General features: G+C 42.1%; 12 protein-coding genes. 7 read left to right on the top strand and 5 right to left on the bottom strand.

Annotated elements, in window-relative coordinates:
* The first annotated feature begins 1 nt into the window (after position 1).
* Complete coding sequence (locus PSR9079_RS12550) at positions 2-3,175, top strand: type I restriction endonuclease subunit R (RefSeq protein ID WP_149981904.1); 3,174 nt, start codon at positions 2-4, stop codon at positions 3,173-3,175.
* Complete coding sequence (locus PSR9079_RS12545) at positions 3,175-3,735, top strand: hypothetical protein (protein WP_149981903.1); 561 nt, start codon at positions 3,175-3,177, stop codon at positions 3,733-3,735. Before PSR9079_RS12550 ends, PSR9079_RS12545 begins: the two co-directional genes overlap by 1 nt.
* 199 nt (positions 3,736-3,934) lie before the next feature.
* Here the strand turns inward: PSR9079_RS12545 and PSR9079_RS12540 are convergent, their stop codons facing one another.
* Positions 3,935-4,822, bottom strand: a complete 888-nt coding sequence (locus tag PSR9079_RS12540) for a LysR family transcriptional regulator (RefSeq protein ID WP_149981902.1) — start codon at positions 4,820-4,822, stop codon at positions 3,935-3,937.
* Between the two features lie 103 nt (positions 4,823-4,925).
* Here PSR9079_RS12540 and PSR9079_RS12535 point away from each other — a divergent pair, with 103 nt between their 5' ends.
* Together PSR9079_RS12535 and PSR9079_RS12530 are read left to right on the top strand one after the other, a co-directional pair.
* The gene (locus PSR9079_RS12535; protein WP_149981901.1) at positions 4,926-6,041 is read left to right on the top strand and encodes an FAD-dependent monooxygenase; all 1,116 of its coding nucleotides are present in this window, start codon (positions 4,926-4,928) and stop codon (positions 6,039-6,041) included.
* Between the two features lie 162 nt (positions 6,042-6,203).
* A complete protein-coding gene (locus PSR9079_RS12530) occupies positions 6,204-9,125 on the top strand; it encodes a TonB-dependent receptor (protein ID WP_149981900.1) in 2,922 nt (973 codons plus the stop codon).
* 46 nt (positions 9,126-9,171) lie between these two features.
* On the opposite strand, the gene dld is transcribed toward PSR9079_RS12530, so the two are convergent.
* The 4 genes from dld to PSR9079_RS12510 all read right to left on the bottom strand — a co-directional run bounded on the left by dld (position 9,172) and on the right by PSR9079_RS12510 (position 12,868).
* Positions 9,172-10,860: a D-lactate dehydrogenase gene (gene dld / locus PSR9079_RS12525; RefSeq protein ID WP_149981899.1), complete on the bottom strand. Its 1,689-nt coding sequence runs from the start codon at positions 10,858-10,860 to the stop codon at positions 9,172-9,174.
* 7 nt (positions 10,861-10,867) lie between these two features.
* Complete coding sequence (locus PSR9079_RS12520) at positions 10,868-11,266, bottom strand: ribbon-helix-helix domain-containing protein (protein ID WP_149981898.1); 399 nt, start codon at positions 11,264-11,266, stop codon at positions 10,868-10,870.
* Between the two features lie 30 nt (positions 11,267-11,296).
* Positions 11,297-11,854, bottom strand: a complete 558-nt coding sequence (locus PSR9079_RS12515) for a DJ-1/PfpI family protein (RefSeq protein WP_149981897.1) — start codon at positions 11,852-11,854, stop codon at positions 11,297-11,299.
* Positions 11,855-11,983: 129 nt separating this feature from the next.
* On the bottom strand, positions 11,984-12,868 hold the full coding sequence (locus PSR9079_RS12510; RefSeq protein ID WP_149981896.1) for a LysR family transcriptional regulator: 885 nt from the start codon (positions 12,866-12,868) through the stop codon (positions 11,984-11,986).
* A 114-nt stretch (positions 12,869-12,982) separates the two neighbouring features.
* On the opposite strand from PSR9079_RS12510, the gene PSR9079_RS12505 reads away from it, so the two are divergent.
* The 3 genes from PSR9079_RS12505 to PSR9079_RS12495 all read left to right on the top strand — a co-directional run bounded on the left by PSR9079_RS12505 (position 12,983) and on the right by PSR9079_RS12495 (position 15,740).
* Positions 12,983-13,612, top strand: coding sequence for an NAD(P)-dependent oxidoreductase (locus tag PSR9079_RS12505; protein WP_149981895.1), 630 nt, complete (start codon positions 12,983-12,985; stop codon positions 13,610-13,612).
* Positions 13,613-14,076: 464 nt separating this feature from the next.
* On the top strand, positions 14,077-15,006 hold the full coding sequence (locus tag PSR9079_RS12500) for a GGDEF domain-containing protein (RefSeq protein WP_179959183.1): 930 nt from the start codon (positions 14,077-14,079) through the stop codon (positions 15,004-15,006).
* Positions 15,007-15,023: 17 nt separating this feature from the next.
* A complete protein-coding gene (locus PSR9079_RS12495) occupies positions 15,024-15,740 on the top strand; it encodes an SIR2 family NAD-dependent protein deacylase (RefSeq protein WP_149981893.1) in 717 nt (238 codons plus the stop codon).
* Positions 15,741-15,743: the final 3 nt, after the last annotated feature.

The following is a 15,743-nucleotide window of genomic DNA, read 5'->3' as shown; positions in this document are numbered from 1 at the left end:
AATGATCACGGAAGACCAACTAGAACAACTTTGCCTTAACTGGTTTCAAGGCATCGGCTATCAATATATTTGTGGCTACGATATTGCCCCTAATGAGCCAGCAGCAGAACGTAGTGATTATCGCCAAGTGATATTGCATGGGCACTTACTGGCGCAGCTTAAAGTAATTAACCCGCACATCCCATTGGCAACCCTTGAAGAAGTAGCGTTGAGCTTAGGTAAAGCCGAAACCCCGATACTGATTAAAAATAATAAAGGCTTTCACCAAGCGTTATTGCAAGGCGTTAAAGTAGAATACAAAGTTAATGATGAAAGTGAAACTGACAATACCAGAACAGACTACGTGCAGCTGGTGGATTTTAACGATGTAAATAAAAACCAGTTTTTGGTGGTGAATCAGTTCACTTTAACGGGCACTAAAGGCAATCGCCGCCCAGATGTGATGGTGTTTATTAACGGCTTACCGTTGGCGCTATTGGAGCTGAAAAACCCCATTGATAATAACGCCGACATTTGGCAGGCGTTTCAACAAATTCAAACCTACAAAGATGAGCTGCCCGATTTATTTATTTTTAACGAGGCGCTTGTTGTTAGTGATGGCTTAACTGCCAGAGTGGGCTCGCTAACGGCTAATAAAGAGCGCTTTGTACCGTGGCGCACTGTAAATAGTGAAGATGACAAGCCGCTATTTGAGTATCAGTTAGAAACCTTAGTAAAAGGTTTTTTTCAGCCTGCGCTGTTTTTAGATTATTTGCGCCACTTTATTCTGTTTGAAGAGGATGATGGTAAAACCATTAAAAAAATCGCGGGCTATCATCAATTTCATGCAGTGCGCGCCGCAGTAAAGGCAACATTAATTGCTGCAGCGAAGGCGCAGCTTGCAGAGCCTCGCGCTAATTATGTTGATAAAGTGCAGGCGGGCTCTGGTAAAGCGGGGGTTGTGTGGCACACCCAAGGTTCGGGTAAATCGATTTCAATGTTGTGCTATGCGGGTAAGCTGATGGCACAACCGCAAATGAATAACCCAACCATAGTGGTGGTAACTGATCGCAATGATTTAGACGGCCAGCTTTATAATACCTTTTGTATGGCAGCGGATACGTTAAAACAAACGCCAGTGCAAGCGGGGGATCGTGACGAGCTGCGTGATATTTTAACTGCTCGCCAAGCGGGTGGCATTATATTTACCACTATTCAAAAGTTTGCCCTGTTAGCCGATGAAAAAATTCACCCTAAGTTGAGTGAACGCCATAATATTGTGGTGATTTCAGATGAAGCTCATCGCAGCCAATATGGCGATAAAGCCAAGTTAAACAGCAAAACAGGCGAATATACCTTTGGTTATTCTAAACACTTACGTGATGCGCTGCCACAAGCGACGTTTATTGGCTTTACTGGCACACCTATTGACGCTGCCGATAAAGATACGCGCGCCGTATTTGGTGATTATGTATCGGTTTATGATATTCAAGACGCGGTAGACGATGGTGCTACGGTGCCTATTTATTATGAGTCACGCCTTGCCAAGCTTGATATTAACCAAGCAGATATAGAAAGCTTAAATGATGACGTAGATGAAGTGATTGAGGACGAAGAGGATATTTCGAGCCGAGAAAACACTAAGTCAAAATGGGCAGCGCTTGAAAAACTAGTAGGCAGTGAACCTAGAGTCAATTTAGTTGCGCAAGATTTAGTGACTCACTTTAGTGAGCGTACCAATACTATGCAGGGCAAAGGCATGATAGTGGCAATGAGCCGCGACATTTGTGCTGATTTATACAATGCTATAGTTGCCATTAAACCCGACTGGCACGATGATGACCCAGCTAAAGGCGCAATTAAAATTGTTATGACGGGCTCAGCGTCAGATAAAGCGAAGCTACAACCACATATTTACAATAAAGAAACTAAAAAGCTATTTGAAAAACGCTTTAAAGATGTAAACGACCCGCTGCAATTGGTAATAGTGCGCGATATGTGGCTAACGGGTTTTGATGCGCCAAATTGCCACACTATGTACATCGACAAACCGATGAAAGGCCATAATTTAATGCAGGCCATTGCCCGCGTTAATCGGGTATTTAAAGACAAGCCCGGTGGTTTAGTGGTCGATTACATTGGTATTGCCAATGAACTAAAAGCCGCGCTACACACTTACACTAATTCAAACGGTCGCGGTCAGCCTACCCATGATGCTCACGAAGCATTTGCAGTATTACTTGAAAAAATGGATATTGTGCGCGGCATGCTATATGGCTGTGATTACAGTGACTATGAAACCCAAGCACTGCAATTATTGCCTAAAGTGATGAATCATATTTTAAGCTTACCTAATTCAGGCGATGGTAAGCTTGACGGTAAAAAACGCTTTTTAGATGTGATGGCGGCGCTTAGTAAAGCGTACACTCTATGCGGTACGCTAGATGAAGTGGCTCCCCTTAAAACTGAAATTGCCTTTTTTGCCGCAGTAAAAAGCGCTCTGGGTAAATTTACCACCGTAGATAAACGCCGCACCGATGAGGATAAAAACACCGCCCTTAAACACATCATCGACAATGCGATTATTGCTGAAGGTGTTGACGATATTTTTAAGCTGGTGGGCTTAGATAAACCTAATATTGGTTTGTTATCGCCTGAGTTTATGGAAGACGTGGCGAACATGAAAGAAAAAAACCTCGCTGTTGATTTACTCGAGCGACTATTACGTGACGAAATAAAAGCGCGAATGAAAACCGATGTAGTCTCTGAGAAAAAATACTCAGACCGTATTCTCGAAACGCTGCGTAAATACCATAACCGCGCTATTGAAACAGCTCAGGTGATTGAAGAGTTAATCAAAATGGCCAAAGACATGGCCGCCGATGCTGAAATGGCTGAAAATTCAGGATTAAATACCGATGAAATTGCTTTTTATCGTGCGCTGATTCAAAACGAATCCGCAGTACGCGAACTTGGTGATGACTCGCTGCGCAGTTTAGCAAAAGAAGTGACCGAAAAGCTGCGTAAGTCGACCACGGTTGATTGGCAGGTACGCGATAGCGTGCGCGCAAAGCTGCGCAACTTAGTGCGCAGAGCATTACGTAAGTTTAAGTACCCGCCAGATAAGGCAGATGAGGCAATTGAGCTGTGTTTAAAGCAAGCTGAAGCGCTAAGTAATAGCTGGACACAAGACTAATGCATTTTAATTATGTGGATCAGCATATTTTTGCAAATAAGCGCTCTGAGTTAAATGAATTGAGTAAAAGCGATATAACCTCGCTTTTGCTCAAAGGCGGCTATTACGCAATTAATGAAGGCGTATTTAAAAACGTGCGCAGTATGTTATTTACGTTTAGCAACGGCAAAGTGCTTGAGGTTCAATTTAACGAGCATTCGTTTGATATTACAGCTGAAGAGCAACTAATAGATGGCAATGGTTTTTACATTGAATTACTAGCCGAACACAAAACGCTAAGTGAAACTGAGCACTTCACAGTATTACGACTTGATAAACCACTACAATTACATGAAGTGTATTTGTATAGTGAGGATATTTTTAGTGGCGATGATTCATATTTAGCAATTTGCCCAAAGGCTTTGTGTTTGTTAAGTGATGATTTTGAATGTGTATTGCTAAGGGAGAGTCATAATACATTGTTTACCTTGGCATTTAATACTGGTGATGCACAACGGTTTGCACATTACTTGCCAGATGGTGATGCTGTAACCTTGTATGAATGCTCGACGGTTATATAGAAACGATATGGTTAGATTCGGACCTAATTCGTGAAGGCCTGAACCTTTGAATAAATACTCTAACTCAGACTTTACTGACGCACTAGAAGCGAACCCCAGCTTATGGCAGTCCAAAAAACAGTTTGTTTTCAGCAAGAAAAAAATGAGTGTGTTTACATTTCCCTTATCTAGCTTACTCATGTTTAACTGCATTGATATCTTAGTTAAGCTCAATGCATTTAGACTTTAAGAATTCTAAAAATACTTTTACCTTTTCTAGCGGGTATTTCCTGCCTGCATAAAATGCGTATAACACCAGATCTTCTGGTTCATGGTCGAGTTTAATATTGATCAATGAGCCGTTGTCTATATCTTCTTGGCATGCATGAGTGGGTAAAATGGCATAGCCGAGTCCTTTTAGTGCAGCGGCTTTGGCCATGTTGCCACTGTTTACTTTAAAATTAGATTTTACTTGCACTGCTTGTTGCTGTTTAAAACGCCAAGGCATACCTTGCAGTACTGATAAGCTAGTAATACAAGGAACTTTACTTAACTCATCTAGCGAGCGAGGCGGTGGCGCATTGTTGATCAGTTGTGGCGCGCCAACAATGCAACTGGGCCAGCGCAGCAGTTCTTTAGCAACCCAACCTGAATCGTCCAATGGACCACGGCCAAAGCGTAGCACCAAATCAAATCCCTCTAACAAGCCTTCGGTTGGATTTAGTTGCGTATCGCAACTTAGCTGTATTTGTGGGTGCACAGAGCAAAACTCTGCGCTTATTTCGGCTAAAAAAGGCAGATCAGGCATGATGATTTTAAGATGCCCGGCAAGAGAATCACCATACACAGACACCTCTTCTAGCGAGTCATTCATTGCTTGTATCAGTGGGGTGATAGATTGATAAAGTTGTTTACCTGCAGCCGTTGCAATCATTTTTCGGGTGGTACGTTGTAATAACCTTAAATTAAGTTGCTTCTCTAATAACGCGACATGGCGGCTAACATTAGATGTAGGCAATTGCAGTTGTTCGGCTGCGAGTTTAAAGCTCAGTTGTTCATATACGCACTGAAAGCTGAGTAACCACTGAAGTTCGATTTTATCAATCATTAATTAACTCAAAATATGGGATTAATAACGCGATTATTACTAATTTATCTTAAAAAATGACTTTGTGATAATGGTTATTCAGTTAATTATTGAGGTAAAGAATATGAACAGCAAGCGAATTGCCATTGTGGGTGCGGGCATCGGGGGAATAGCGCTGGCCATTCTTGCAGCACGAAAAGGTTATCAGGTGAACATATTTGAGCGCGATAGTGAGATTTCCTCTATTGGTGCCGGGGTAACGTTATGGCCGAATGCAATGTTTGTGTTACAGCAAATGGGCTTGGATAAACAGATCCAAGCGCTGGGCGGTATGCCTTTGTTTATGCGTCTGTGTGATCAGCATGGCACGGTGCAAAGTGAATTTGATATTGCAAAAGTAAATACACTCAGTGGTTTTTCTAGTATCAGTATATTGCGCCGTGATCTTATGAGTGTGTTGGGCCGCACATTAGCTGATTTAGGGGTAAACATACATTTTAACAGCGCAATAACCGTATCAGAGATTGCTCAACTAAAACAAGATTTTGATTTAGTTGTGGGTGCTGATGGGCGGATGAACTCGGTGGTAAGGCAATTCTTATATGCTGAAAAAATCACTCCTCAGTATCAGGGGTTTATTAATATTATTGCTATTAGCCAGTTAAAACCGGGCACTTTAGATAACGTGATCCATGATTTTCGCGGCCGTGGCGAGCGCTTTGGTATTGTGCCTGTTAAAGCTGACCTTTGTTATTGGGCTGCCGGGTGGAGTGCAAATATTGATAAAGCGCGGCCGCTATCTACTTGGTATGAAGAAATGCACCAACGTTTTTTAACTTGGCCAGATGCAGTACAGCAGGTGCTTAAGTCTTATGATGAAAACTCACTGAAGCGAATATTTGTGCACGATATTGACCGTTTGCCATATTGGCATCAAGGTAACGTACTGATTATGGGAGATGCGGCTCATGCTCCTTTACCTACTTCAGGGCAGGGGGCATGTCAGGCGCTAGAAGATGCTTGGCATCTTGTACGGGTGTTAGAAAAGTATGATGATTTAGAGCACGCCTTAACGGCTTTTTATCAACAACGTATAGATAAAACCTCAGCCTCTCAACTTGTTGGTCGGCAAGTTGCGCAGAAAATTTTTACTACAGCAGCTGACACTAATGAGACCCCAGCGCTAGGTATTTGTGCTCAGCAGTTAGTAACGTTATGGATGCAAGGCTTGAGTAATTAACCTATCGAGCTCTGTTATTTAGGTGCGAGCAAGGCTACTTATGAGGTGGTTATTTGTTCGCTTATTCAGTTACTTGCAAGTTATGGTTAACAATCCATTAAGTCTGGCTGTGTACAATTGCCGCCTTTACAATTGTTAACCAGTAATGGACTCGTACATTCAATGTCAACCTCAACGTGTTACTCGCCTTTAGCAGCATCGCTGCGTTTTTCAGTTATTAGTTTATCGGTTTTTAGTGCTATGAATGCGGCGGCTGCCGAGCAATTAACAGGCACTCAAACAGAAAAAGATATGGAAGTGATTGAAGTGCGAGGTATTCGCTCTAGCATGGCTGAAAACTTAGCGGTGAAGCGTTTATCGAGTTCTGTGGTTGATGCCATTACCGCTGAAGACATTGGTAAATTCCCTGATAAAAACGTGGCTGATTCATTAGCCCGTGTGCCGGGTGTAGTGATTGAACGTGACGGCGGTGAAGGATCAACGGTAAGTATTCGTGGTTTATCGTCTGATCTTACTTACACGCAGTTAAATGGTAATTTTATTGCCTCCTCACCAGGGGAGCCATCTCGTTCATTTGATTATGCTTTACTCCCATCAGCGATGATCGCAAGCGTTGAAGTATTCAAATCACCTGAAGCGCGACTAGATGAAGGTGGCGTCGGTGGTACAGTGTTAATGCATAGCCGCAAACCATTGGATATGGATGCTAATTCGGGCGTTTTTAATGTTGAAAGTACTTATGCAGATGTAACAGAAGATTATGAACCTCAGTTTACTGGTTTGTATTCATGGAAAAACGATAGTGATAGCTTTGGTTTTTTACTTGGCTATACCCGTCAAGAGCGCACCAACCGTACGCTCTCTGGTGGCACAGATGCCAATGTTTGGCGTTACACAGGTCAGCAAGCTGTTGATATAAATGGTAACGAGGTTAATAACAGTAATGACTGGGGCGCGGTGACTGATGCCAACGGGCAACGTTATGAGAATATGTGGTTTCCGCAGGTGGTGCGCAGCTCTGTTGTGAATGAAAAACGTGAACGTGAAGGCGTGCAGTTTTCGACTCAGTGGCGACCAACTAGTCGCATTGAACTAGGTTTTAATTACTTTGGTTTTAGCTTAAAGCAACAACGCAGCGACTCGGTCGTTGATATGCCGGAATGGGCGTTAAATCCTGACTTTTTAACCGGTATTACACTTGATGAAAGTGGCACAATTGTCAATGGCATGGACTACAGTGCCATGGCCAGTGGCGTTGAAAAAGATATGCAATTGCCGTGGTTGCGCGGCAGTTATGTGGATGAAGAGTCAACCTCTGATACTTTTGATTTTAACTTAAGCTACGAAGGCGACAACTTTACAGCACGCTTTGTCGTTGGTAAAACTAAAGCTAAAGGCGGGCCAAAAGAAAGTTGGCAAGCAGCGTATAAAAGCTCAAACGCGGGTGAGGGGCAAAGTAATATTGAGAACGCCTCGCAAAGTGCCGCTTGGTCAATCAGTGATGACCGTATTTCGATGCTGATAGACCCAAATACACTCAATAACTTGCTCGCAGGTGTTGGCGGAGGTCGTGATGCAGGCTCATCGAACTCAAGTTTTGTACGTAGCACCTTAGCAGAAAAGTACTACCAAGCTGACGTTGATTTTTATGTTGATTGGGGCATATTGACCACTATTCGCACTGGTGCAAAATACCGCGATGCATCACTGCATCGCGAAACGGGCAACAACTTTTTCCTTGATCCGAGTTTTGATATTGCCGCAGGCGAGGCAAGCGCAGGGGGTATCACGCAATTTGATAGCTATCAATGGAATAATGGTATGCCACAGGCACAAGATGTGTTTAATGTGGAAAGTGAAAGCAATATTGCTGGTGGCTTTAATATCAATTTAATGCCAACTATTAATTGGCATAAATATCGCGATTATATTTACAGTAACTATGTGCCGTATACTCGAATTGAAGATAACTTTGTCTATGATATTGCCGAGCAGATCAGTGCGTTTTATTTACAAGGTGATTTTGAGTACAGAGATATACGCGGTAATTTTGGTGTGCGCGTTGTACAAACCAAGACTAGCAGTGCTTCAACCGATCTCTATACCTTTTTATTGGATGAAACCGATGACGAAACGGGCGAGCAAATCACCGGTGATGATCGTTTAGTTGAGCAATACCAGTTGATCATCCAGCAAACAACAGACACCCACGTATTGCCGAGTTTAAATATTGCGTGGGATGCCAGTGATGATGTGGTGATCCGTGGTGCGCTTGCTAAAGTGATGTCGCGCCCCGATTACGGCGATTTGGGTAGTCAACAGCGTATTACTTATGTGTCGGACGAATGGGCAGATGATCGCGCCGCTTTTAATGAACAACCCGGATTTAGTGGCAGTGGTGGTAATAAAAATTTAAAAGCGTTTGAGTCAGTACAAGCCGATTTATCTCTTGAGTATTACTACGCGCCAGGTTCTGCATTAGGTGTTGCGTTATTTCATAAACAGGTCGATAACTTTATCGTGCCACTGGTGATTGATTCACAGCGTGAATTTGCAGGGCAAGCAGGTCTTGTTGATGCTGGTACTATTAGCATTTCCCCGTATAGCACCGTAGGTAATGGTACTGATGCGGTATCAAAAGGGGTGGAAGTGTTTATTCAACACGCCTTTGATAGTGGCTTTGGTATTTACGCAAACTACACGTATAACAACACCAATCAGGCCGATGTAACAGTTGCAGGTGAAAAGTTAGCAGAGTCGCCATTAATAGGCAGTGCTGACTATCAATATAACACCTCCGTTTATTATGAAGGGGATAGTTTTAACATTCGCGCTTCGTACAATAAACGAGGTGAAACGGTGCTCGGTATTAACAGTGGTTTAAATGTCTACCAAGACCCATACCAGCAAGTAGATGTAAATGCAGCATATAACGTTACCGATAACTTAAGCTTTACCGCAGCGGTAATTAACTTAACGCAATCGGAGTCGGTAACACGTTTGGGTAAAGATACCGATGCGCGGCTACTTAATACTAGTTATTCAGGCCGCCGTTATTATGCTGGGATTAATTACAGCTTTTAAGTGTGCTAACAGCGCGATGTATAATCGCGCTCACTAGCTCACTAGCTTACTTAGCATAATCGCGCTTTTTAGACATGCCGCCAATGCCCGCATTAAAGCTATTGGTTGGATCTAAATTGCGATAGTTATCAGCAAGGGCTGGTTTTGCATCATAATGATGTCCTACATTATGCTCTGCGGGGTATTGCGCGCCGCGTTGCTCTAATAACTCAAGTAAGGCTGCTTTTATTGCTTTGCCGTCTTCACCTTTACGCACTAAGTAATCTTGGTGAAATACGTGACATAAAAAGTGCCCGTAATACAGTTTCCCTACTAATTTATTGCAGATGCTTGGCGGTAATTTTTCGAACCATTCGTTGTCGTTACGTTTTAAAGCGATATCCAGCGCGAGAATATCTTCGACTTCTTGATGATTTACTTTGGCATATTGCACAGCAGCACCTGCGGCAGCAAAACGCAGTAAGTATGCCGATTTAGCTTCTTGCTCACTACACTGAAAAAAATCAATTTGGTAGTCTTTTTGAACGTGTTCAAGCAATGCAAGAGTTTGTTGATGCGCCTCGCCTTTAACTGTCAAAATGAGCTGATGTTGATATTGACTATTCCATTGCTTGAGCTTATTGGGTGTTTGGCTTGGGAACAGTTTTGCGAAACGATAAACTAGTTTATCAATAGCATTTTTGGGTATAAAAGGCAGTTTTTGACAGACGGAATCGAGCTGGCGCTTAATATTAAAAAAAGTAGGCAACCAATTGGTGCCAAGATGTTTAATTAATAATACTGTATCTCGACCATAATTATCAGCAAGCTCAAAAATATCACGGTGTAAATATTCGGCGTAAACAGGCAAGCTGGTGGCTTGCTCTAATAACGTTTTTCGTACCGCTTGCAACGCAGTGGAGGAATTAGTACCGAGGTAAAACGTCAGTTCTTGTTGATTTTTTGCGAAGGTATCTACTCGTACGGCAAATACAGCTAGTTTTCCCGCACAGCCGCTGGCTTGATGTAAACGCCGAGGATCGGCATTAAATCGTGCCGGGGTATCATCATCTGTTTTACGAACCCAATCGGCATATTCGCGATCAGATGCTTTCTTAGCTGTCGTTTTAACATCTTGGGTGCGGTATTTTTTATTTTGTAAATTAGTGAGTATTTGCTCTGGTGTATTGCCAAGTTCAATATCTAAATTATTAATTAAACTGAGGCTACCATTGCTATTTACTTGGGCGTATAAGGCAAGTTCAGTATATGCTGGGCCTCGCTCAACTAAAGCGCCACCTGAGTTATTACATACCCCACCGACAATCGATGCGCCAATACATGATGAGCCAATAACTGAATGTGGTACTCGGCCGTATGGGGCGAGGGCTTTTTCTAATGAGAACAAACTCGCCCCAGGGAACGCGACAATTTGTTGTTGCTCAGCTAATACTTGAATGTCGTTAAGGCGCGAGGTGTTGATGATCACCGTATTGCGATCGCAACCTTGTGTCGGTGTTGAGCCGCCCGTTAAACCGGTATTTGCGGCTTGCATAATAACGATGACCTTTGCACTTACACAGGCTTGTAAAATATGCCATTGTTGTAATAGTGTTGCCGGTTTTACTACTGCTAGTGCCGGACCGTGACCTTCTCTAAAGCCTTTACGGTAAGGAGCAGTTGCACGATCGCTCGTTAATACATAACGTGCGCCAACAATCTTTTTAAAAGATCGAACTAAGGAGGATTGTGACATGAAAACTCTAGTTAAGTGAAGACTTTAACGATGTATCTATATACTGGCTTTTGCGCACACTGGTACGCAATTTTTCTTGTTCTAAAACTTGTGTCGCGTCGATATCATTTAAAGGTATCGCATCTTCGCGGGTTAAGTTGCCATCGGCCACCAGCGATAAATAACGCGAACAACAGACACGTAAAAATGAAGTGAAATTACCAATGTCGTGATCAGCATCAAGAGATTCAAGGTACAGCTTAGTGATCATTTGATTAACGGTCATTTGATCACGAAATGCCACTTCTTCTAAAATATCCCAAAAAAACTCTTCTAAACGAATCGACGTAACAACGCCGTCAATCCGCAGTGATTTGGTACGACAGGTCCATAACCGACTGTCGGCATTAATAAAAAGTTGGCACATGATTAACCTCTTGATGCTGCTGAACTGCGATTATAGCAAGGCTACAAACTGTTTTAACATGGCAGGGTGTGCAGGCCATGCTGGTGCTGTTACTAGTTTGCCATCGGTAATGGCGCCATCCATTGGTAATTCAACGTACTCGGCACCCGCCATTTTCACTTCAGGTTGGCAAGCAGGGTAAGCGGATACTTTTTTACCTTCAATAACTCCTGCTGCTGTGAGCAATTGCGGGCCGTGACAAATAGAGGCAATGGGTTTATCCGCTGTAGCAAAATGCTGAATTATTTCGATTACTTTCGCGTTTAAGCGTAAATACTCAGGGGCACGGCCACCGGGTAAATACAGGGCATCGTAATCAGCGGCATTAATATTGGCAAATGTCGCGTTTAGCGCAAAGTTATGACCGCGCTTTTCAGTATAGGTTTGGTCGCCTTCAAAATCATGAATTGAGGTGGCGATAGTATCACCTGCTTTTTTATCAGGGCATACAGCATCAACTTGGTGACCCATCGCCAATAATGCTTGAAAAGGCACCATGTTTTCATAGTCTTCTACAAAGTCACCGGTGATCATAAGTACTTTAGCCATGTTCTGCTCCAGATATTAATTGTGCGTAAACGTATCAGAGTGGAGATTAAGCGCACTCTAATGCAATGAGCTCCTAGTAAAACATACACTAACCAGTAACGGGTAATATTCTAATACTACACTGTCATTTTATAGGATATCCTGTTGCCATCGCAGCGCTAAAAAATCAATAAACGCTCTGACCACATTTTGTTGATAATGACGAGATAAATACACAGCCCATAAATGCTGGCCAGGTGATGAAAAAGATGGATTCACTTTAACCAGTTTACCTTGCTCTAAATAGCGATTTGCCAAGTCACACGGCAAATTTGCGATCCCCATTCCTTTGATTGCTGCTTTTAGTAGCACAGACATATCATTAGCATTAATACTGCCTTTTACGGTGACTTTTTCATCCTCGTTATCACTAATAATATGCCATGTTGAACTACCGCTATGCACTAAACAATTGTGTTGCAATAAATCTTGCGGTTTAGTGATTGGACTGTTGTTCGCCAAATAAGTTGGGGAGGCGCAAATAGCCGTATTGATATACATAAGCTTACGCGCAATTAATTGCTCATCAGGCTCATGAGTATAGCGCAGTGCTATATCTACTCGCTCATCAACCAGTTGTGATAACCGATCTGAGAGTACTAGCTGAAAATGAGTATTTGGGTGTATAGCAACAAATTCTTCAATTGCATCAAACAACAGATTTTGGCCAAGTCCAATAGGGGCTGCGACTCTAATGGTACCAACCAGCTCGTTATTATGGTTATGTGCTCTACTTTGTAAATCCAATACGGTGCTGAGTATTTGCTTACAGTAGGCAAGCGCTTCTTCGCCCTGATTGGTTAAGCTGACTTTACGGGTGGTGCGGTGAAATAATCGCAAGCTCAGCCACTGCTCAATGTCTTGTACGTGGCGAGTGACTTGTAAGCGGCTGAGCTCTAAGTGAGCAGCTGCTTTTGTAAAGCTGCCACTGCGGGCGACTTCAACAAAGCTTTGGATTGCAGTTATCTTATCCATTATCATCCTAAGGTGAACTAATGTGTATCTATAAGGTTTATTTATCATCAATTAATGAGCAAGTAAACTGATTACATCAACTCAGATGATTAATACTTCTTTAAGGATACAGACATGAATATTACTATTTTAGGCGCAACAGGTTGGATTGGTAGCCACATCATGGCGCAGGCAAAAGCTAATGGTCACAATGTGACGGCGGTTGTTCGTGATGCGGATAAGGTGACTGACGGTACAGCGGTAGAAGAGTTTGACTTACAATCTCAAAATGACATTGCAGAAGTATTAACGAACGCTGATGTGGTGATTGCCTCAATCGGTGGACGTGCAGCGGGTAACCATGAATTAGTTGCGCAAACGGCCAAGCGTTTATTAACTGCACTGTCAGGTAGCAGTACTCGTTTACTGTGGGTTGGTGGTGCAGGTAGTTTAGAAGTTGCGCCTGGTGTTACGTTAGTGTCATCGCCGGACTTTCCTGCTGAATATAAAGATGAAGCGTTGGCGCAAGGTGAGGCTCTCAGTGTATTTAAAGCAACAAACACAACCACACAATGGACGTTTGTAAGCCCTGCCGCGGTTATTTACCCCGGCGCAAGTGAAGGTCCGTATCGTATTGGTGGCGATGCATTTTTTACTAATGAACAAGGTGAAAGCAAAATATCAGTGACTGATTACGCGATTGCTATGCTGGATGAAGTGCAAAATGCCGCGCATATTAATCAACGTATGAGCGTCGCTTATTAAGGGTTTTTCGCAGGGCTTACAAATAAAGTATGATTATTTAATGATACTTTTGAACCCACTTTTATCCTTTGCATTAACCAGCTTTACCTGAGCCTTTTGCAACTTAGGTAAAGCTAAATCTAAAGGTTATTGCTAATGAGCAGCCGATTTTTTGCAGCAATGATATGGCAAAACCTATTTGCTCAGCTTAGTAATACCAGGATGTTATTCGCGTGTAAGCTTACTTTTAGCAACTATTTATTACTTTCACTTTTACAATGATCTCATGTCTAGACTATATTTGAACTGGTAACTGATTAATTATTTTAATTTTAGTGCAATCTTACAATCAGTTTTTGCATGCAAAGATTGCCTTTACTATTGATAAGTGATGCATTGTATTGATGATTAGCTATTCCGATATGGCCGAACGAAAACTTATTATTAGGTTCTTTTCCGTAATAGGTACGTTGACAACGCTTTGTATGGCAATAATCGCTTTGTTTAATAATCAATCTACTTTGGTTTACCCTCTATTAGGCTCATCTATTTTATTTGCTTCCCCTTTTTGCCTTGGTGATAGAGTCGAGATTTCCTCTTTAATTGTTTTGTATACTTTATATGCTTTAATGATTTATTTAGTACTTACAGGAGGGAGCCATGGTACTGGGCCGATTTGGATTTTTATTGTATCTCCGGTAACCTTTTTTGTGCGTGGTTTTAAACGGGGAATCATTGATTTAATTATTTTTGTAATTTGCGTAACTGGCGCCTTTTATTTATCGAGCTACTTTAAATTTTACAGCGGTTACTCGGCTTATTTTCCAATTCGTATTATTGCTTCTTTTATTATTGTTGCTCTGTTGAGTGGCTTTTATGAATATTTTCGGCAAATGTATAGCCACCGTTTGATTGAACTTGTTCAAAAAAATGAATATTTAGCGACTCGCGACCCTTTAACAAACCTGCCCAATCGACGTTATGCTATGGAAGAGCTCGAGCAATTCGAAGCGCAGCTGCAAACTGGGAGTATTATCATTGCGGATGTAGATAATTTTAAGGATATTAATGATCAATATGGTCACTCAGTTGGCGATGAAGTGCTAAAACACCTTGCTGATTTATTTGTTGCTCAGTTAAGTGAAAATGATATGGTGGCGCGCTGGGGCGGTGAAGAGTTTTTATTTTTTCTACGTCATAAAAATAAACAACAAGCGACACAATTTGCCAACGATATTCATCATGCTTTATCACAAAATCGTTTAGATATTATTGGTGTAAACCAGCTGGCTGTTACAGTGAGCATGGGGATCAGTAAACTAACTGCGGATGTGCCAATTGATAAAGCGATGCACAAAGCGGATGAATTGCTTTATCAAGCAAAGAAGCAAGGCAAAAATCAAACGTGTGTTTAGCGCTTATTGGGAACGCTATGAATACATTATATATAACCGGAGCTGGTGTGAGTGCCGCCAGCGGCATTCCTACCTTTCGAGGTGAAGATGGGTTTTGGACTATTGGTAGTAAAAACTATACGCCAATGGAAATGGCTACGCGTGCTATGTATGAAAACAACCCACGGGAGTTTTTAGCTTGGTATTATCATCGCTTTGCTACTTATCGCAACCATGGTCCTAACGAAGTTCATCAGTGGTTGAGCGATAAAAACCTGATCACACAAAATATTGACGGGCTAGATGGTAAAGCAGGCAATAAAAACTATATCGCCATTCATGGCCGGCTTGATCAAATGACTTTGTTTCATCATCAAGGCGATGATGTGAAAGCGCATACGACACCGTGGGATAATGTAGACGAAAGCCGCTTACATGAGTCACTGCTTGAGCTGTTTAACATCGAAAACCAGCAGCCAGTGGTGGATCAATCTTTAAAGCCTTTTGTGTTGCTATTTGATGAATATTACACTGAACTTTATCGTATTAGCGAAGCACAACAGCGGATGCTTGATGCCGATAAAATCGTTTTTATTGGCACTTCGTTTAGCGTCAATATTACCCAAATGGCGTTAGAAGTGGCACGCAATTACGATATCCCAATCGAAATCGTTGATCCAGAACCTGCGCATGTTATGTATAGTAATGTGAGTTATCATAAAATGACTGCATTAGACTATATTCAACGTAACTAAACA

This window comes from Pseudoalteromonas rhizosphaerae, from assembly GCF_902498845.1.
Lineage (GTDB): Bacteria > Pseudomonadota > Gammaproteobacteria > Enterobacterales > Alteromonadaceae > Pseudoalteromonas > Pseudoalteromonas rhizosphaerae.
This window is presented reverse-complemented; position numbering and strand designations above follow the sequence as displayed.